Source organism: bacterium, from assembly GCA_019912885.1.
Lineage (GTDB): Bacteria > Lernaellota > Lernaellaia > JACKCT01 > JACKCT01 > JAIOHV01.
This window is the reverse complement of the sequence record JAIOHV010000052.1, coordinates 1-18,688: the sequence shown is the minus strand read 5'-3', so window position 1 is coordinate 18,688 and position 18,688 is coordinate 1. Positions and strand designations below refer to the sequence as shown.

The 18,688-nt window shown below is 65.6% G+C and carries 16 protein-coding genes; 5 read left to right on the top strand and 11 right to left on the bottom strand.

Features of this window, described 5'->3' with window-relative positions:
* The 4 genes from K8I61_04475 to K8I61_04460 all read right to left on the bottom strand — a co-directional run.
* The coding region (locus tag K8I61_04475) for a hypothetical protein (protein ID MBZ0271267.1) at window positions 1–1,362 on the bottom strand (1,362 nt) is incomplete at its 3' end.
* A 139-nt stretch (window positions 1,363–1,501) separates the two neighbouring features.
* On the bottom strand, window positions 1,502–2,455 hold the full coding sequence (locus K8I61_04470) for a 2-oxoglutarate oxidoreductase (protein MBZ0271266.1): 954 nt from the start codon (window positions 2,453–2,455) through the stop codon (window positions 1,502–1,504).
* 33 nt (window positions 2,456–2,488) lie between these two features.
* Window positions 2,489–4,393, bottom strand: a complete 1,905-nt coding sequence (locus tag K8I61_04465; GenBank protein MBZ0271265.1) for a 2-oxoacid:acceptor oxidoreductase subunit alpha — start codon at window positions 4,391–4,393, stop codon at window positions 2,489–2,491.
* Window positions 4,394–4,758: 365 nt separating this feature from the next.
* Window positions 4,759–5,508, bottom strand: coding sequence for an SGNH/GDSL hydrolase family protein (locus K8I61_04460; GenBank protein ID MBZ0271264.1), 750 nt, complete (start codon window positions 5,506–5,508; stop codon window positions 4,759–4,761).
* Window positions 5,509–5,685: 177 nt separating this feature from the next.
* Between K8I61_04460 and K8I61_04455 the strand changes: the two genes are divergently transcribed.
* The 4 genes from K8I61_04455 to K8I61_04440 are packed head-to-tail and all read left to right on the top strand — an operon-like array spanning window position 5,686 to window position 8,961.
* Window positions 5,686–7,308: a hypothetical protein gene (locus tag K8I61_04455; GenBank protein MBZ0271263.1), complete on the top strand. Its 1,623-nt coding sequence runs from the start codon at window positions 5,686–5,688 to the stop codon at window positions 7,306–7,308.
* A gap of 44 nt (window positions 7,309–7,352) precedes the next feature.
* Window positions 7,353–7,610 carry a hypothetical protein gene (locus K8I61_04450; protein ID MBZ0271262.1) on the top strand — a complete coding sequence of 86 codons (258 nt, stop codon included), beginning with the start codon at window positions 7,353–7,355 and terminating at the stop codon, window positions 7,608–7,610.
* A 26-nt stretch (window positions 7,611–7,636) separates the two neighbouring features.
* Window positions 7,637–8,554 (top strand): formylglycine-generating enzyme family protein, encoded by a 918-nt coding sequence (locus tag K8I61_04445; GenBank protein ID MBZ0271261.1) that lies wholly within the window; start codon window positions 7,637–7,639, stop codon window positions 8,552–8,554.
* 56 nt (window positions 8,555–8,610) lie between these two features.
* Window positions 8,611–8,961 carry a hypothetical protein gene (locus K8I61_04440; GenBank protein MBZ0271260.1) on the top strand — a complete coding sequence of 117 codons (351 nt, stop codon included), beginning with the start codon at window positions 8,611–8,613 and terminating at the stop codon, window positions 8,959–8,961.
* Between the two features lie 111 nt (window positions 8,962–9,072).
* On the opposite strand, the gene K8I61_04435 is transcribed toward K8I61_04440, so the two are convergent.
* The 3 genes from K8I61_04435 to K8I61_04425 all read right to left on the bottom strand — a co-directional run bounded on the left by K8I61_04435 (window position 9,073) and on the right by K8I61_04425 (window position 12,223).
* A complete protein-coding gene (locus K8I61_04435) occupies window positions 9,073–9,963 on the bottom strand; it encodes a formylglycine-generating enzyme family protein (GenBank protein ID MBZ0271259.1) in 891 nt (296 codons plus the stop codon).
* Entirely contained in the window at window positions 9,960–10,700 is a 741-nt protein-coding gene (locus tag K8I61_04430) for a DUF1566 domain-containing protein (GenBank protein ID MBZ0271258.1), read from the bottom strand. Before K8I61_04430 ends, K8I61_04435 begins: the two co-directional genes overlap by 4 nt.
* 104 nt (window positions 10,701–10,804) lie before the next feature.
* A complete protein-coding gene (locus K8I61_04425; protein MBZ0271257.1) occupies window positions 10,805–12,223 on the bottom strand; it encodes a B12-binding domain-containing radical SAM protein in 1,419 nt (472 codons plus the stop codon).
* Between the two features lie 176 nt (window positions 12,224–12,399).
* Between K8I61_04425 and K8I61_04420 the strand changes: the two genes are divergently transcribed.
* Window positions 12,400–15,090 carry a cation-transporting P-type ATPase gene (locus tag K8I61_04420; protein ID MBZ0271256.1) on the top strand — a complete coding sequence of 897 codons (2,691 nt, stop codon included), beginning with the start codon at window positions 12,400–12,402 and terminating at the stop codon, window positions 15,088–15,090.
* A gap of 142 nt (window positions 15,091–15,232) precedes the next feature.
* On the opposite strand, the gene K8I61_04415 is transcribed toward K8I61_04420, so the two are convergent.
* From K8I61_04415 to K8I61_04400, 4 genes are all read right to left on the bottom strand, one after another.
* Window positions 15,233–16,150, bottom strand: coding sequence for an OmpA family protein (locus K8I61_04415; GenBank protein MBZ0271255.1), 918 nt, complete (start codon window positions 16,148–16,150; stop codon window positions 15,233–15,235).
* Complete coding sequence (locus tag K8I61_04410) at window positions 16,150–16,941, bottom strand: OmpA family protein (GenBank protein MBZ0271254.1); 792 nt, start codon at window positions 16,939–16,941, stop codon at window positions 16,150–16,152. The genes K8I61_04415 and K8I61_04410 overlap by 1 nt, the downstream gene beginning before the upstream one ends.
* 9 nt (window positions 16,942–16,950) lie before the next feature.
* Complete coding sequence (locus K8I61_04405; GenBank protein ID MBZ0271253.1) at window positions 16,951–17,718, bottom strand: MotA/TolQ/ExbB proton channel family protein; 768 nt, start codon at window positions 17,716–17,718, stop codon at window positions 16,951–16,953.
* Window positions 17,719–18,011: 293 nt separating this feature from the next.
* A partial coding sequence (locus tag K8I61_04400) for an MltA domain-containing protein (GenBank protein MBZ0271252.1) occupies window positions 18,012–18,688 on the bottom strand: 677 nt, incomplete at its 5' end.

Here is an 18,688-nt window from a genome sequence, read left to right as displayed (position 1 = left end):
GGCCTCACGCACGGCGTCCGTCACGTCGCCCGCGCGAACGATCGGCGCGGCGCTTTCGCGCGCGGCCGAAAGAAGCGCTCCGGCGGCGGCCCAGCGCACGGCCGCGGCCCGGTCCGATGCGCCGCTTGTGGCCGACGCCAGATCGACGGCATACGCCGCGATCTTCCGGTCTTCGATCATGCGGCGTTGCGTCTCGGACAACAGGCGCCACGCGCCGGCGGGGCCCGCGGCCTTGGCATTCAGGACGAGCGTTCCGCCGCCGGCGATCGCGGCGTCGTTCGGATCGACGAGCGACGGGTGCGCGACAAACAGCGTCCCGGCTGCGTCTTCGCTCGACGCCTCCGCGCCGTATCCGCGAGCGGATATCTCGAGGACGGCCGTGCCGGCCGCGGGTGCGCTCGTCGCGACATCGACCGGCGTGCGCAGCGCGATTCCGGCGGCCAGATCGCGCAGGAGGCGTTCGCTCCACGCCCCGGCAGGCCGCGACGCGACGCGCCATCCCGCGAAACCGGGTATCGGTGTGCCGTTTTCGCCCGCCACGCGGGACACGATCGCGAGCGCGCCGCCGCCGGCCGGCGTGTACGACTCGAACGCGGCCGGCTTCGCGCCGGCTTTGGCAAGCGCGTCTCCGACGACCAGAAACAGGTCGCCGGAACCGATGACGATCACGCGCGCCTTGCCGGACAGCGCATCGACGATGGCGGCCTTGGGGAAGGGACGGATCAATCCGACGGAGACAACCCCGGCCTTGTGTCCGCGATCACGCAGAATCCCGGCCGCCGCGTGCGCGCGATCGGCGTCGTAGCCGCCGGCGACAAGGACGACGTCGGCGTCGCCGGTCTGGTAGCGCGTCACCACCTGGCAGGGGCGGCGCGTCGCCAGCGCGACGTCGCGAAACGCCTCGTCCGCGACCCGGGCGAGATGCTCCTCGCCGCGATCGGCCGGCGCGGCGGCGGACTTGTCGCCAAAAAGGCCGCGGACGACGTCCGGCGCGGGCAGACGCACAAACCCGAGGGACTCGGCGAGACCTTCGTCCATCGAGCAAACGACCGGACGCCCGATGCGGTCGGCGATCCTGTGCGCGACGAGCGCGTAGTCCGCCGCCTCCTGCACCGATCCCGGCGTCAATTCGACGGCCGCGGCCGTCCGGTCGCCGCCGCGACGGCGGCGGTGTTGAACGTAACCCGCGGGAAAGCCCGCGAGATTCGAGGCGAGATCACCCGCCCCCTCCCATGCCAGGCTCGCCGCGCGATGGCCGGACAAGGCAATGCCCTGCGCGACGGCGGGCAAGGTGACGGCCGCCAAACCGCAGACCAGCGATTCGGCCGCGGCCGCGGCCTGCGCGCCGGTCGCGGCGATCAACCGGCCGGCGGGGGTTGGCGACGATGTTTGTCGGGGTTCGGATGTCGGCGGCGCGGTCGGTCTTGCCGCGTGCGTTGCGGTGGCTTCCAAAGCGATACCTCGCTAGTCCATGAAGCGGGCCTCGTGCGGGTCCGGGGGGTCAAATCGTGAATCGATCCAGTTCCCGCTCGATCGCCGCGACCTTCACGTTCGCCGGCGTCCCCAGGCCCGACGCCATGAAGGTGTCGTAGCTTTCGGCCTGGTCGTTGCGATACAGAAGCCCGATCGGATGCGTCTCGCGGTCGCCCGCGAATTTCATCGCGCCGGCCAGATCGCCCGGATCGTGCTCGACGCGATTGGGGAACGCCTTTTGAACCGCCGGGTCCACCGCGATGCCGTTTTCGTGCGTGAGCAGCCGAACCAGCGACGGATCCTTCTGGAGCTCGTCGAAGTAGCCCGCCATGAAATGCGGGCAGCGCTGGAGCACGCGCACGAACGAAAGTCCCTTGTGCGCGTGCGCCGCCGCGAGCGTCGCGTACAGATGCGGCGGATTCCAGTCGGCGGTCTGCGCGACGAACGACGCGTTCGTGATGGAAAGCGTGGTCAGCAGCGGGTTGATCGCGCTGAGCGGCGCGCCGCCCGGGTGCGTGTTCGAGTAGTGGCCCTTGCCGGTGGTCGGCGACGACTGCATCTTCGTCAGGCCGTAGATGTTGTTGTCGAGCAGCATGACCGTCATGTTCATGTTGTAGCGGATCGCGTGGATCCAGTGCGCCGTGCCGATGGCGCAGCAATCGCCGTCGCCGGTGGCGACGAACAGGTGCAGATCGGGGCGCCGCGAACGCACGCCGCACGCCACGGGCAGCGCACGGCCGTGCAGGCCGTGGAAGCCGTAGGCCTTGACGTAGTGCGGCAGGCGGCTCGAGCAGCCGATGCCCGAAACGACCACAATTTTCTCCGGGGGAAGCTGCTGGTCGCGCACGTAGCGCTGCAGGGCGCTCAAGACCGCGAGATCGCCGCAACCCGGGCACCAGCGCGGGGCGCCACCCTCGTAATCCTCGAGGCAGTAACTTTGCGGGCGTTCCGGCGGCATCCAATCCTGTTTCAGTTCGTACATGGTTCCCGATCCTCTTTTAGAGGTTGATTTCGACTATCGCGCGCCGGCCGCGGCGGCCGAGCCGTTTTCGCTGAGCCGCGAACGAACCACATCGGCGATGATGCCGGGGGCCAGCGGCGTGCCCGGAACCTGCGACCAGCAGTCCACGTCCACGAGTGTCTCCGAGCGCAGCAGCCACGCCAGTTGCGCCAGGCGCCGCGCGTCGCCGAACGACGGGTCGTCGCTGTAATTGATCTCGACGGTCATGACCTTCTTGAAGCGCGAGAAAATCTCCCGAAGCCCGGGCTCGAACGGCGACAGGAAGCGCAAGTGCAGCGACGAAACACGCCGCCCCTCCTCGCGCAGCCGGTCGACGGCCTCCTCGATCGCGCCAAGGGTCGAGCCCCAGCCGACCACGAGCAGATCGCCCGTATCGTCGCCGTACACGTCGGGGGTTTTCAGGGTCTTGCGCAGCGCGGCGAGCTTTCGGCTGCGCGCCTCCATCGAATGTTGATTGATCGCCGATTCGTAGGCCACGCGGCTGTTTTCGTCGTGCGCGAGGCCCGTCAGGACGAAGTTCCCGCCCTTCTGGCCGGGCACGGGGCGCTCGGAGAGGCCGGTTGCGCCGTCCCAGTCGTACGGCCGCACGTCGCGATCCCAGGCGGATTGATCGATGGGCGGCGCGATCCATTCCTCGCGCACCTCGGGACGCGGGAAGTTCTGCTGGCCGGTCGCCAGGTTCGCGTCCGTCAACACGAGGACCGGTCCGCGGAAAGACTCGGCGAGCTTGCGCGCGGTGACCATGAAGTGGAAACACTCCTCGATGGTCGCGGGCGCCATCACGATCTTCGGCGCGTCGCCGGGCGCCGCGAACAGCGCGGCCAGAAGGTCACCCTGTTCGACGCGCGTCGGAAGGCCCGTCGAAGGTCCGCCGCGCTGCACGTCCACGATGACGATCGGAAGCTCCGCCATGACGGCAAAGCCGATGAATTCGGTCTTGAGCGCAAGGCCGGGGCCGGAGGTGATCGTCACCGGAGTCTTGCCGGCATACGACGCGCCGAGCGCGAACCCGATCGCCGCGATCTCGTCCTCGGCCTGATGCACGACGCCGCCGACCTTTGAAAACGACCCGGCGAGGTAATGCGAGGCGCTTGTCGCCGGCGTGATCGGATACATCGAGCACAGCTCCATGCCCGCGGCCATGACGCCAAGACCGACCGCCGTGTTGCCGTTCATGACGACCGTCGGCACGTTCGTGGGGGCGACCGGAATCCGGTAGCGCAGGTCGATGTTGGCGTCCGCCCAGTCGTACCCGGCGCGGACGAGATTCACGTTGCTGTCGATAACCTTCTGACCCTTGCGCTTGAACTTGCGCTCAAGCTCCGCGTCGATGAGCGACACGTCGCGCTCGTAGATCGCCGAGAGCGCGCCGAGGATCCACATGTTCTTGCCGCGCCGCGCGTCCGAGACGACCTTCAGGCATTCGGTCTCCATCGGCACCTCGTGCACGATGAAGCCGCGCGATTCGAAATCCGCGAGCGCCGCCGCGTACGCCTCGCGGATATCCTCGGAACGGTCGTCCTTCCACTTCGATTCCAGAAGGATGTGCGCGCCCCGCGCGATCGCATCCACGTCGATGCGGCTGTAGAGCACCTGCTCGTTGAACGCGACGACCAGGTCGGCCTGGTCGCCCATGTTCGTCACGACGCCCTTGCCGACGCGAATGCGGTTGCCGCTGGCGCCGGCGCGCGAGCGGAACGGCGGCTCGATCTCCGCGGGGATGATCTCGACGGTCCAGACACCATTGCCCATCTTCGCGCTGATCGTTCCGAACATCTGGCCGCAGGTCTGCGCGCCTTCTCCGGAGTCGCTGACGATCTCGACGATGTGCTGATTGACGACCTGGGCCAGGCGGGCGCGGGGCGTGCCGGCCTGTTCGTTGGCTTTGGGGACGGACATGTTTTTCTTCCTTGATCCGGCGGCGTTTCCAACCGCGATGCGCGGCTACGTTTGCAGACGCAAACAGTGCACGGCATACGCCCATCAAGGGGGGGTGTCAACGCGATTTTTCGTTGATTTTGGGCGAAAACGGCCAGATTTGACCTGGATCAATAGCGCGAATAATCGAGGTCACGAACGGAAGGATTTTTTGGTGCGACGCATGACACGTCGCCACAAAGCCGCGCCGCCACAAAAACGAACCGCGACCGTGAGGGAGCGGGTTTGATCCGTGCCCGTGTCCGATGGAATAGACTGGAAGACTGAAAGACGGGAAGGCTGAAAGGTCATCGCAGGCGACCGGCGATCGCTGGTTTTCCTGGCCGTCAAAGATACGGCGCGATCGCAATCCGCCACGACGCCGCGGCCCAGAAGTTTCCGAGTGCGTTCAGGTGATTGCAGTCGTGATAGTTGACGATGTGGCCGTTCACGAAACCGAGATCGGCCGCGATGTCGTTAACCGGCGCGGAAAGGTCCGCGGCCGCGGCGCGGATCGCATCGTTGAGCTCCGCCTGGTAGTGATTCGCGATTTCGGCAAGCGCCGGCGTCAGGAATCCGAGAGGCGACGGATCGCACGCAAGCCACGGCACGAGCGGCGCGTACGTACCGATCACAACATCCGAGCCCGTCGTGCGGATGAGGTTGACCGTGCGTTTGATGTTCTTGCGGATCAATGCGAGCTTCGCGTCAAGCTCGGCGCGATACGGATACGTGGGGCTTGCGGGATCGCTAAGCAGATACGGATCGTTTTGCTCAACCCAGTCGATGAGGTCGTTGCCGCCTTCCCAATACGTCCACACCTTCGCGCCCGCGTGGCGGAACGTGACGACCAGGCCAAGCGCGCGCCAATAGCCCTCGTCCGTCGTCTCGCCGCTATCACCCTCGTTGACGACCTCGCCGTCGCCCGGATCAACGAAAAATTCCAGGAAGTCCGGAAACGAGAGATTCACCGCACCTTCGGTCGCCGAGTCGCCGAAACAGACGACCTGCGTATCGTCCGCGAATGCCGGCGCCCACGCACCGCGCATGCCGATAACGGCGGCGATCACCACGAAGATTCGGAAAGCCTTGCGCATCGGCGCCTCCCGATCGGCTTAACGTTTTGATGAGTGGAATCGTAAAACGAACGGCGGGGACGCGGCAAGCGGGCGTCGCGCGCTTGCGTGCGCCGGGTATCCGATTGAAGATTCGCGCGGTCGTCGAAATGGTTGGCTGGTCAACGCAGGCGGGCTGCCCGTAGTCCCAGGAGCCCCGTGAAAATCGCGCGGACGAACAATCCGGTCCCCACCGCCGCGGCGCTCGTGCTCATCGCCGCGGCCTCGGCCGGCTTCTGGCTCTTGTTTATCGCGCGCTGCAACACCTCCGCCTCGCAGCTCATGCACAACAACTGGTTCTGGGGTCTTTGGACCTATCAGAAAATACACAATCTGTTGCCCGACGATGTCGACCTGGCGTTCCTCAGGTCCGGCTATTATCTCGTGAGCGCGCTTTCCGCCACCGCGTTTGGAACGGCGTTCGACGCGTTCATGTATCCGAATCTGATCGCGCTCGTCCTTGTGATTTTCGCCGCGTTTTTCGTGGGGCGCGAACTGGCCTCGGCGCGGGCCGGTCTTTGCTGCGCCGCGTCGATGGCGTTCATGCCGCCGGTCATCGGTCTGGCGCAGGCCTACGAGGGGACGATCGTCACCTTCGCGACGTTGACCTGGTTCCTGTTTTTCTTCGTCCGTTGGACGCGCACGAACGCGGCGGGAAATCTTGCCGGCGCGCTTGTCATCGCGTCCGCCGGAATCCTGATGCCGACGACCGCCACGTTTCAGGCGCTGTTTCTGGCGCACGGCATTGTGCTGATGGCGGCATTTCTGGCCGAAGCCTCCATCGCGTACGCGAGACACGGAAGCCATCACAAAAACACGCGGATCGGCGTCACCTGGATCGGCGCGGCGTCGATTGTCGCCGCCGGCTTTCTCGTCCTGATGCATATCTCGGACGGCGGGCGACAGTTCGGGTATCAGCTAAAACAGATGGAGGCCACGCACGGAGGCGCCGAACGCGGCTTCGTCACCGATCTTTCGTTTTACCCTTCGCACATCGTCTTCAAGTTTCTGAATGGACCGGCGGTTGCAATCCTCGCGCTCGGCACGATCGTTTCCGCAAGACGGCCCGGTCCGCTTCTCCCATTGGCCGCGTCGGTCGTGGCGGCGGTCGCCGGCCTGACGTGGGTCGGCAAGCTCGATCCGGCGTACGTTCTCGGCGTCACGCCGGCGCTTGGCGTTTTGACCGGTCTTGCCGCGTGGCGGATCGGGACCTTCCACCGGTTTCTCGCGCCCGTTTGCGTCCTGCTTGTCGCGCTCATGGCGTTCGTCAGCGTGCGGGAGAGCCTTGTCGGACGGACGCCGGGGTTTCCCGGAGCCATCACATCCGTTCTCGACCGCCCGTCGTACGAATTTATCCGCCCGCCGGAATTTTCCGAAAGGGTGTTTGATTTCGACCGGAAAGCCTCGTGCCTTGCGGTCCTGTCGGACGCCGTCAGCGGTGAGGGACGGTTCAGCTATCCGTGGGTGCTCATCGATCCCGATCTGCTGTTCCGCGCCCACGCGTCAATGGCGCGGCCGCGTACATTCGTGTTTCTGCCCGCCGGAATCCCGCACGGCAACGACCGGGGCGAGCCGTCGAAGTGGAGCTTCGACTATTTCGCGGTTGCGCTCGACGAGGAAACCGCGCGGCTCGCGGACTTCAAGGACATCCTTGCCGTCTGGAGCAAGCGCACGGACGAATCCGACGTGCTGGATCGCTACGAGGCGCTGAAGGACGCGCGCAACCGCTTTTCATTGATCGGGCGCGGATGCGGCATGGCGTTTTATCGCCTTGAGAAGTAGACCGTGGTTAGGTTGCGTGACGATATTTTCGGAAGGTCGAAGAAATGGGACTCGGATCGACCATCGCCACGATCGGCGGCATCGGCGTCGCGCTTTTCGCCTTTGATCGCCTGATGCTCGTCGCCGAGGCGCGCGGGTGGATCTACTGGCGCAGGAGAAAGCCGTCGCCGGGCACGGCCGGGAACGCGCTGCTGAAACTGCACGCCATGATCGAGCCGTCAAAAAAACACCTGGTTGACGTGCGCAAGGACGAGGCCGGCGAGGACGAGGACCAGAGCGATCCGCCCGGTGAAGACTCGTGAATCGGCCGGGCGGCCGGCTCCGAGCCTTGCGCGTCCTCGCGATCACGACGGCGCTCGCCGTTTTTGCCGCGGCCGGCTGCGGCCGGGAGCCGGCCTCCAAGGATGACGCCATCGAGTCGGAATGGGCGCACTTCGTCTGCAATCCCGGATGGGAGCCCTGGGCGCTTGATCTTTGCCACGCGCTGCAGGCCGACGCTGCCGCCGGCCTTAACGAACGAAAGCCCGATCTGTCGGCGTCCGTGTTTATCGCCGGCGGCACGCTCATCTCGGGCCCAAAAACGGGCGGCTCGTCGCGCGAGTCACTGCCCCCGGGCCGGCGAAAGGTGACGGCGTTTTTCATCGACCGGTTCGAGGCCACCAATCGCGACTACGGCGAATGCGTCGCCGCGCGCCAATGCCTGCCGCTATCGCCAAGCCCGCATCTCGGCACGGACTACCGCGAGCCAGAGTATCCGGCGATCCTCGATTTCCGGCAGGCCAGGCGCTATTGCCGCTGGCGCGGCAAACGGCTGCCGACGGAGTACGAGTGGGAGTTCGCCGCGCGCGGGCGTAAAAATTACCGATACGTCACGGGTGACAATCCGCCCGAGCCCGGGTGGGCGAACGTCTGCGGAGACGCGTGCTCCTTCGACTGGAAGCGCGAGGACTGGGAGGATGGTTACGCGTATACCGCGCCCGCCGGCGCCTTTCCGCGCGATGCGACGGCGCAGGGCGTCATGGACATGACCGGCAATCTCAAGGAGTGGACGACGACCGGCGAGCCGCTTGCGCCGGGACAGATCATCGCCCGCGGCGGGTCGTGGTATTCGGACCGCACGGACCTCGTGCCCGCGGACGCGCGGCAGATCTGGCAGCTCCCCATCCGGCACGACGACAAGGGCGTGCGCTGCGCGGCGGACGCGGGCCTTTGGGGACGCATCCAGAGCGCGTTGACGTTCGATTGACCGCCCCGCGTTTTGTCATAATTCGGCCGTTCAATTGCGGAAGATTGGAGGGGGTCATGGGCGAACCACAAAATGGCGAAACGGACGAACGCAAGGTCTTCATCGTCACGCGCGACACGGAATGCGGGCGATGCGGCAAGGAACTCGACCGGCGTTCGTGGGTCGAGCTCATGCGTGAACCGGAAAACATGGCGCTTTGCATGGAGTGTTCGGACCTCGGCAAGCTCGAGTTTCTGCCGACCGGCGACGCCGCGCTGACGAGGCGGGCGAAAAAAGGCTCCGCCACGTGGGCCGTCGTTCTGAAGTGGAGCCGCGCGCGCAATCGCTACGAGCGCCAGGGTTTGATCGTCGAACCCGAAGCGATGGAAGAGGGGCGGGCCGAATGCCTCGCGGACGCGGAAGATTGAACACACAGGCGCAAGAAGACGGCCGGCCCGCAGCAGCTTACGGAAGCTCATTCCCCCGCGCCTTTAGGCGCGGCGCCCTTTGTTGCCGCGTGTAGCCATTCGCGTGCCGATCTAGAATCGGCTGCCGTCGTTCTCGAGTTTCTTGGCGCAGCGGATTCCGATGAGTGCGGGACCGCCGCATTCGACCGCCAGACCCCACATCGAAACGCGCATATTGTATGCGTCGCTCGTGACGTCACCGCCGCGGGCAACCGCGGAAATATAACCGTCGCCACAATCCTGATAGTCGTCGACCATCTCCCACGCATTTCCAAGGATGTCGAAAAAGCCCCAGGGATTCGGAGCCTTTTGTCCCACGGGAAGAGCGCCGAAATCGTCCTTGCCTTGCGCCGGGGTGTTGCCGGACCACCACGCGATGTCATCCAGGCACGCGGGGTCGGTGCCGCAGTAGTAACGCGTCGTCGTGCCGGCGCGCGCGACGTACTCCCATTCCCGGTCGGTCGGCAAACGCGCCCCGATTTGTGCGCAAATTTCCGACGGCCTCGCGATGGTCCAATTTCCGTGGAACGGGTGTTCGGGATGCTCGCTCGGCTCGTCCGGGTCCGGATGCTTTCCGAACACCTCGAAGAACTCTCTGTTCGTCAATTCGTGCTGCATCACGAGGAAGTCGTGAGGAATTTTAACCTCGACGGTATTTTCGGCCGGCCCGCAAGTGAAATCGGCCGGTGAGCACCCCATGGTGTAGCTCCCCGCGGGAACGCGGATCCAGCGGATACCGAACCGGTCGATCGTGACGGCGAACAAGGGGACCCGCGACTCGCCGGAGTCATCGTCCGCGTCCTCGTCATCGTCGATTGTATCGTCGCGGTCGTCGCCATCGTCGTCGGCCGGACTTGTGTCGCCGGTCAACACGCCGTCTTGATGGCCGCCGGTAAAACAACCCCCGGCGAATATCAACGCCGCCGCGGCCATCGCAATCCGAATGATCCTGTCGCGTGTCATGGGGCGTTCCGAACGCAGCGGACACCCAGGCCGTCGGAAAAATCGCTTTCGACCGCCCCGAGCGCGCCGATATCAAAAAGTCCGCACCAAATGTAAGGGGGATCGTCGAGAACCTCGGTCGATGACCAGTACCGCGTCACGTGACCGTTCAGTTCATCGGGCCAATAGAGTCCCCACGGTCCCGGACCTCTCAGGTAGGCGCATTGGCGGCAGGCTTCGTAGTCGGAGCAGTCATGATGGGGACACTCGTCGCTAATACCGCACTCACCGCCGGTCATGTTTCGCGCGCAGCCGCGAATGATTGAACGCAACTCCGATATGGTGGGAAGACGCCATCCGCCACCGTCCAACACGAGATTTTCGCAATAAATCTTCGCGTCTTTCCAAAGGTAGGGGTCATTTGGCGGCTTAACCTCCCACGTCAATTGCGTCGTGAAATCGGTCCAGGTTTCTTCGTAGACGTCGCCGCCGACGAGCGAGCCGTTGTCGATGGAGCCGCCATCGTCGTCGGCGTCGTCGTCCGAATCCGTGTCGTCGTCGATGGAGGTGGTGTCGTCGTCAAAGTTGTCGTCGTGACTTTCGCTCGCGTCGTCATCGTCGTCGGCCGTGTCGTCATGGGACGAATCATCGTCGCCGCTTCCAGTCAAGCAACCAACGGCGGCGAGCCCGACCAGCAGCATCACCATCACCAATATGAAGGCGAGTGATCGACTAGGCGAAAACAAGGTCGAGAACATGCGTTCGCGCCTCCATCGTCTATCGGCGCTTCCCGCAACCCGGCGTCGACTTGTAAGATATCACACCAATGCGGACGGCGAACAGATGGGAAAGTATGTTTTGACTACGCGCGCAACAGCTTGAGAAAGCTCATCCCGCCGCGCGCCTTTTGCTTGAGCTCCTCCCACGTCGCGGTGCGCGTGAGGGAGCGCCAGAGGTAGGCGGGGTCGAGGTAGAGGCGGCGGTACGCGCCGCGGATGAGCAGGCCGAGTTCGTCCTTGCTGAGGTGTTCGGTCCACAGTGGCGGGTGGAACGCATCGGTCGGATTGGCGGCGAATTGGGCCCAGTAGTCGCCGGGCAGCACGCCGTTTGCGATGCCCTGTTGATACGCCTCGGACGCGGGCATCGGCACGAACACCTCAAACAGGTAGTAGTCCGCGCGAAGGCTCGCGGCGTAGGCGACGGTGGCATCGGCCAGCTCGCGCGTTTCGCCGGGCAGGCCGAGCATGAAGTAGCACATCGCCTTCATGCGGCGCTTCTGCACGCCCTGGACCGCCCAGCGCGCGCGGGAAAGGTCGATGCCCTTTTTGATGCGTTTTTGCATGTCGTCGTCGCCCGTTTCGATGCCCAGATACACGCGCTCGCAGCCGGATGCGGCCAGCGCGTCGAGCAGCGACTCGTCAAGCGTGTCGACGCGCGTGCGGATGTCGAAGCCGATTTTTTTGGGCAGATGGCGGATGCGCTCCAGGATTTCGAGCGCGCGTTTTTTTCGCGCGGTGAAGGTGTCGTCGTAAAACGAAAACTCCGTGATGCCCCAGCCGATCAACCGCTCGATCTCGCCGGCGACGTGCGCGGGGGAATTCAGGCGCAGCTTGCCCGCGATGATCGGCCTGTCGCAGAAGGTGCAAAGGAACGGGCAGCCGCGGCTTGTCACCATCGCGGCGACCGGGCGAGCCTTGGCGACCGACGAGAAGTAGCGATCGAACGGCAATCCCTCGTAGTCCGGGAAGCCGAGTGCGTCCAGGTTCTGCTCGGTCGGAGGTGTGGGGCCGACGATCGCCTCGTCCTTACCGTGCCGCGCCACGCCGGGGATGCCGGCGGGGTCGCGCTTTTTTTCGAGTGCGTTAAGCAGATCGGTGAACGGCGCTTCGCCGTCGCCGAAGATCGCCGCGTCGAAACAATCAAGCTGCGCGGTTTGCGCGGGGTAAATCGTCGGATGCACGCCGCCGCACACGAGAAACGCATCGGGGCACGCCTGCCGCACCGCACGCGCGTAACGCACCGTGGACATCAGCGAATACGTATCGGCGGGTAGCGCGATGACGTCGTATCCGCCGCGCGCCGCGCGCTCGGCCGCCTCACGCTCGGTGAGATTCAGCGCCTCCGCGTCGAGGTAGTCGCAGACGTGGCCGTGCTTGCGCGCGTAGGATCGAACGTAGAGCGCGCCGACGGCGGGGAAGCACACCCACTTCTCGCCGATCTCCTCGGGCATCAGCGCCTCGAATCCCAGTTCGATGCGCGGGCGGAGGATGAGCGAACGCATGCGGCTCTCGATTCTCAAAGGGTGCGCGGATGGCGCGATTATTCATCATCGCTTTCGCACGAAACCTGTCAACGAACGCGATTCCGGCTGTGTCTCGCCACACACGAAAAAACTCCACCACAAAATTCGCCGATCCGTCGCCGCGATCGACCTGTCCCATCGTATGATGCCCTCGTATGACCGCGCCTTACCAACGCGACACGAACGAAATCCTTGACGAGTTGGGCGTCCGGCTCGACGCGGGCCTTGCGCGCGCGGAGGTCGAGCGCCGGCGCAAGGAGCACGGGCCCAATCGCCTGCGCGAGGCCGTGCGCAAAAGCCCATGGATCATCCTTGCCGCGCAATTCCGGAGCATCATCGTTTACCTGCTCGCCGGCGCGGCGGCGCTGTCTTTTTCGTTCGGCGATTGGCACGAAGGCGCCGCCATCGTCGCGGTGCTCCTCATCAATGCCGCCATCGGGTTTTTCACGGAGCTGCGCGCGGTTCGTTCGATGGAGGCGCTCCGCAAGCTGTCCCGCGTGCGCGCGCGCGTGCGCCGCGACGGAAAGGCGCGCGAGATCGCCGCCGACCAGATCGTCCCCGGCGATATCGTGCTGCTCGAGGCGGGCGACGTCGTGCCCGCGGATTTGCGCCTCGCCGAGACGCACAACCTGCAGATCGACGAATCCGCGCTGACCGGCGAATCCGTGCCGGTCGAGAAAGACACCGGCGCGCTTTCGGGCGAGGCGCCGATCGGCGACCGCGCGAACATGGCCTTCAAGGGCACGGCCATCACGCGCGGATCCGCCGCGGGCGTCACGGTGGCGACGGGGATGAAGACGGAACTCGGCCGCATCGCCGCGCTCGTCGAGAGCGCCGAGGCCGAGGCGTCGCCGCTCGAGCAACGTATCGACCGGCTCGGCGGGCAGCTCGTCGGCGCGACGCTCGGGATCACGGCTCTCGTCGGCGTGTCCGGTGTCGCCGCGGGGCACGAGTGGCTGGCGATGATCAAGACCGCCGTCGCGCTGGCCGTCGCCGCCGTGCCCGAGGGCCTGCCGATCGTGACGACCGTCGCGCTGGCGCGCGGCATGTGGCGCATGGCCCGCCGCAACGCGCTCATCGAAAAGCTGTCCGCGGTCGAAACGCTCGGCGCGACGACGGTGATCCTGACGGACAAAACCGGCACGCTCACCGAAAACCGCATGACCGTCGTGCGCCTGCGTCTTGCGGATGCCGATCTGCGCGTGGAGCCCGGCGAAAAAAACAGAGCCGCGTTTTTCGCGGACGACAGGCCGTCCGAAATCGAGCCCGGCGCCCCCGCGCACGCGGCCATGCGGGTCGCGGTGCTGTGCAACGACGCACGGCTGCCGGCGCCGGACGAGAAGCGACCGGTCGATGCGAAGCCCGCCGGCGACCCGATGGAGGTGGCGCTTCTTGCCGCGGGGCAGGCGGCCGGGCTTGAGCGCGAGGCGCTCGCGGACGAATCACCGCGCACGCGCGAGGAGTCCTTCAGCCCGGACACGAAGATGATGGCGACGTTCCACAAGACCGGCGACGGGCATTTCGTCGCGGTGAAGGGCGCCCCGGAGGCGGTGATCGCCACGTGCACGCGCGTGCGGACGAACGAGGGCGACAAGGCGCTTGACGACGCCGGCCGCAAGGAATGGATCGGGATCAACGGGGAACTCGCCGCCGCCGGCCTGCGCGTGCTGGCGCTCGCTTCAAAAACGGTGGACGCGGAAGGCGCGGAGCCGTACCGCGATTTGACGTTGCATGGCCTCGTGGGTCTTCTCGATCCGCCGCGCGCGGATGTCGCGGACGCGATCGCCGCGTGCCGAGAGGCGGGCGTGCGCGTCGTGATGCTGACGGGCGATCACGCCGGGACGGCGAAAACCGTCGCGGAAAAGGTCGGCCTGGCGGATGGCGACATCACGGCGATCGAAGCGTCGGAACTCGCGGACATGGAACGCATCGACGACGCCGGGCGCGAGCGGATCCTGAAGGCGAACGTCTTCGCGCGCGTCAGCCCCCAGACGAAGCTGAATCTCGTGACGCTCTTTCAGAAAAACGGCGCGGTCGTGGCGATGACGGGTGATGGCGTGAATGACGCGCCCGCGCTCAAAAAAGCGGACATCGGCATCGCGATGGGGCGGCGCGGCACGGAGGTCGCGCGCGAGGCGGCGCACATGGTTTTGCGCGACGACGCGTTTGCGTCGATCGTCGCGGCGATGGCGCAGGGCCGCGTGATCTTCGGCAACATCCGCAAGTTCGTGCTCTACCTGATGTCGTGCAACCTGAGCGAGATCCTCGTCATCGGCGTGGCCACGCTCGCCGGCCTGCCGCTGCCGCTTTTGCCGCTTCAAATTTTGTATCTCAATCTCGTCACCGACGTGTTCCCCGCGTTCGCGCTCGGCGTCGGCGAAGGCGATCCCGGCGCGATGCGGCGGCCGCCGCGCGATCCCCGCGAGCCGGTTCTCGGCAGGGCGCGGTGGATGACGATCGGCGCATACGGCGCGCTCATCACGGCCGCGACGCTCGGCGCGTTCGCCGTCGCGCTCCATTCGTTCGGCTTGAAAGGCGAGGACGCGGTGACGGTGTCGTTCCTCACGCTCGCGTGCGCGCAGCTCGTGCACGTGTTCAACATGCGCGATCCGGGCTCGGGATTTTTCCGCAACGAGGTGACGCGAAATCCGTTCGTGTGGGGCGCGCTCGCGCTATGCGCGGTGCTGATCGCCGCGGCGGTCTACGTGCCGTTCCTCGCGGACGTGCTCGGCGCCACGCGGCCGACGGCGAAGGGGTGGATGCTCGTCGCGGCCGGCAGCGCCGCCGTGCTTGTCGTCGGGCAGGTCGTGCAGCTATTGCGCCCGCTGTGGCGGAAGGATCGGTAAGCGGAGCGATCAGCGGTCAGCGGCCGGTAATCAGCGGTAGGGCGGTCGCGGTTCCAACCGAAAAATTCTCCGTGCGCTCTGTGCTTTCTGTGGTGAATTGCGATTCTGAGATTCCACTCGCCACTCGTCACTCGTCACTCGCTCAGGCGTCTCCCATCCGCTCCCCGTTCGCGGGGATCTCGATGATGTCGTCCGGCGCGGCGGGCTCGAGCGCCTTGTAGTCGATATCGATATCGGTGTGGCGCGACAGCCCGGACCCGGTCGTCGGGCGCAAAAAAACCTCGACGCGGCGGTTGCGCGTGCGCCCTTCGAGCGACGCATTGTCGGCGATCGGCCGCGCGTCGCCGTAACCCGCGGCGGCAAGCAACGTGGGATCGGCGCCCGACGATGTTTGCAGCAGCGATACAATCGCCGCCGCGCGCGCGCAGGAAAGCTCCCAGTTCGACGGATATTCGCTGCCCGCCACCGGGCGATCGTCGGTGTGGCCCATGACCGTGGCCTCGAGTTTGTATCGGCGCATCGTCGCCGCAAGCGCGTCGAGCACACGCTTGGCGCCGCCGGCGAATCCCGGCAGGAGCGCCGCCGATCCCGATGCGAACGTGATCTGCTCCGGCAGCGTGACGAGCATGCCGCCCGCCACCGCGGACACGCGCACCTCGGCGTCCGCGCCTCCGCCGCCTTCGACCTCGCTTGCGTCAGGTTGCAGGCCGGACGTAGCAGCCGCCTTGTCGGCGCTCGCGCGCAGCTGATATTCCTTGTCCTTCACGACCTCGCGATCGGCGCTGTAGAGCTTGGGGTTCACCAGCTCGAGGAAATCGCGCAGCACCTTCACGTCCTTGACGAGCACGATTTCGTTGGACGTGAAATCGCTCGTACGCACCGCGTCGATGATGGAGCCGCCGAGCGAATCGGAGATCGCCTCGAGCTTGGCGTCCTCCATCGAGGACATCGAAAGCAGCAGCACGAAAAACGTGAGCAGAAGCGTGATCAGGTCGCCAAACGTCACCATCCAGGCATTCGGATCGATTTTCGCGCCGCCGGATTTCTTTTTTTTCGCCATCACTCGGGCTCCGGAAGATTCGATGTCGTCGGCTCGCGCCACGGATCCTTGGCGCCCCAGGTCTTCCAGAAGTCCATCGACGACGCGAGCATCGACCGCGGCTTGACCTTCTTCAGAATCACCACCACGCGGCGGTTCGCCGCGGGATCGGCCGGATTGGCCGGGTGATTCGCGCCCAGGCCGCGCACGGTCAGCATCTCGGCCGGCACGCCTCCGAATTCGACGAGAAAGCGCGCCGCGGCCGATCCGCGCCAGGCGGAGATGCGCCAGGCATCTTGCGACTCGTCATCCGAGGCATGCCCCTCGATGATGAGATTCGAACGCAGCCCGACCGAAAGTTCGGAGATAGCTGACAGGATCGTTTGCGCCTCCGGCGACAGCTCGGTCTCGCCCGCGTTGAAGGCGATCGCGGCGGGAAAGGTCAGGCGCAGGTCGTCGCCCTCGATGTCCATGCCAATATCATCCTGCAACGAGACGCTCGCGATGACCTTCTTCATGGCGTCCGATACCGTGTACCCGGCGCGCTCCTTCCACTTTTCCATCCACTTGTCGACGACCTGGCGCGTCACCTCATCGTCGATCGTGTTCATCGTGAGGTTGATGGGCTGGCTGCCGGGCATCACGCCGAACGTGCCGACGACGGACGCGAGCGCGGTGCGCGTGCGTTTTTCGTCCATCGTCGCGATGCTGTTCAGCAGGATGAAAAACGCCAGGATGAGAATGGACAGCGCCGCGAAGAGCACCACGAAGGTGTCGGGCGCCGGCTCGTCGTCCTTTTTCTTGCGCGCCACGGCGCGATCCTAGTTGTCGAACAGGCTGACGCGCTGCTTCGGCGGCAAAAGCGCGTTGAGCCTCGATTCGATCACGCGCGGGTTGTCTCCCTTGGAGATCGACTCCACGCCGGTGAGGATGAGCTGATTGAAAAGCTGCTCCTCGCTGCTTCGCGTGCGGAGTTTTCCCGCCAGCGGGTTGAACAGAACGTTCGCGAGGATCGCGCCGTAAAACGTCGTCAAGAGCGCGACGGCCATCGCCGGGCCGATGGACGACGGATCCGACATGTTCTGCAGCATCAGCACAAGGCCGATCAGCGTGCCGATAAGGCCCATCGCCGGCGCCACGGTGCCGAGCGCCGCGAGCATGTCCGCGCCCTTCTTGTGCCGCTCGGCCAGCGCGTCGATCTCACTTTCAAGCTGCGAGACGATCTGCTCGGTCTCGGTGCCGTCCACGGCGAGCATCAGCCCCTTCTTGAAAAACGGATCGGTGACGCCCTTGCCCGCCTCCTCCAGCGCGAGGATGCCCTCGGTGCGAACGAGCTGGCCGAATTTCACGAGCTGTTCCACAAACCCGCGCGTATCGCGTTCGCGCGAGGAGAAGGTGTTGCCGAGGATTTTCCCCAGCGACGTCGCGTCCTTCATCGGATAGAAAATGAACAACACGGCGAACGTGCCGAGAATGACCAGAAGAACCGAAGGAATGTCCACGAACGCGGCCAGGTTGCCGCCCATCAACATCGAAGCGAGGATGAGCCCGAACGTGGCGATAAGACCGATGATTGTGGCGATATCCATATCCGCCCTCCCACGCGCGCCCGCCGCCTCGGAGGACGCACCCTGTTAGCCATGCGCGTCGCGCCGATTCCCGGGCCCGTTCCCTCACGGACGGCCGCCGGCGCCACGCACCCTTTCGTCACCGTAAGATATCGGCAGCTTGCTCCGGACAGTTGAGCGTTTGGAAGCGGAATTTCGTAAAGGTTTTCGGGCCGTAGGCCCGCAACCGCCAGTTGGGAGCGCCAAACGGAGCCGTGCGCGCCGGCAAGCGGTCACCCCGTCCTCGCCATGAGCCGGCGATCGGAAGACTCGCATTATCGCGGAATCAAAAAATACAGCTCGCCGTGCGTGTTCGTGGCGCCTGCGAGCTTTTCGGCAAGCGGCCCGGCGCCGATGTACAGATCCGCCCGCCCCGGCCCGACGATTGCGTTGCCGGTGTCCTGATCCAGCACGAAACGCGAGGTGGATGCGTACCCCGCAAGCGTGCCGTCCGAGGCAAGGCGCGGGGCGTCGTAACGCACATATCCGATCGCGCCCGCCTCGTAGACGCGCTTGTCCGTCGCGATCGTGCGTCCGGGCGTGAGCGGAACGCCCGCGCTGCCGGAGGTCGGCTTGTCGTCCATGCGGAAAAAGATGAAGCGCGGGTTTTGCGTCAGGTAGCGCCGGGCCCGGGGGATATCCGCGCGCAACACGCGCTGAACGTCCTCGTACGCACCGGACGAAAGCCCCGCGCGAATCAACATGCGCCCGGGGCTTTGAAAGTCGTATCCGTTCGTGCCGGCGACGTGGACGCTTGCCGTCGATCCATCCGGAAAACGCAGCGTGCCCGATCCCTGAATGTGCAGAAAATGCAGGCCGACGTAGTCCTTCACCCACGCGATCTCGAGCCCCCGGCCCGCGAGCGCGCCATCTTCGATCTGGGCGCGCGTGAAATAGGGGTGCGCCTCGCCGGACACGCGGCGGAACGCACGGCCGCCGCTCTCCTCAAGAT

What these genes read in the sequence shown, in the direction of transcription:
- K8I61_04470 (MBZ0271266.1), bottom strand. Translation starts at nt 2,455, where the DNA reads ATGTACGAACTGAAACAGGATTGGATGCCGCCGGAACGCCCGCAAAGT.
- K8I61_04465 (MBZ0271265.1), bottom strand. Translation starts at nt 4,393, where the DNA reads ATGTCCGTCCCCAAAGCCAACGAACAGGCCGGCACGCCCCGCGCCCGC.
- K8I61_04460 (MBZ0271264.1), bottom strand. Translation starts at nt 5,508, where the DNA reads ATGCGCAAGGCTTTCCGAATCTTCGTGGTGATCGCCGCCGTTATCGGC.
- K8I61_04450 (MBZ0271262.1), top strand. Translation starts at nt 7,353, where the DNA reads ATGGGACTCGGATCGACCATCGCCACGATCGGCGGCATCGGCGTCGCG.
- K8I61_04440 (MBZ0271260.1), top strand. Translation starts at nt 8,611, where the DNA reads ATGGGCGAACCACAAAATGGCGAAACGGACGAACGCAAGGTCTTCATC.
- K8I61_04435 (MBZ0271259.1), bottom strand. Translation starts at nt 9,963, where the DNA reads ATGACACGCGACAGGATCATTCGGATTGCGATGGCCGCGGCGGCGTTG.
- K8I61_04430 (MBZ0271258.1), bottom strand. Translation starts at nt 10,700, where the DNA reads ATGTTCTCGACCTTGTTTTCGCCTAGTCGATCACTCGCCTTCATATTG.
- K8I61_04425 (MBZ0271257.1), bottom strand. Translation starts at nt 12,223, where the DNA reads ATGCGTTCGCTCATCCTCCGCCCGCGCATCGAACTGGGATTCGAGGCG.
- K8I61_04420 (MBZ0271256.1), top strand. Translation starts at nt 12,400, where the DNA reads ATGACCGCGCCTTACCAACGCGACACGAACGAAATCCTTGACGAGTTG.
- K8I61_04415 (MBZ0271255.1), bottom strand. Translation starts at nt 16,150, where the DNA reads ATGGCGAAAAAAAAGAAATCCGGCGGCGCGAAAATCGATCCGAATGCC.
- K8I61_04405 (MBZ0271253.1), bottom strand. Translation starts at nt 17,718, where the DNA reads ATGGATATCGCCACAATCATCGGTCTTATCGCCACGTTCGGGCTCATC.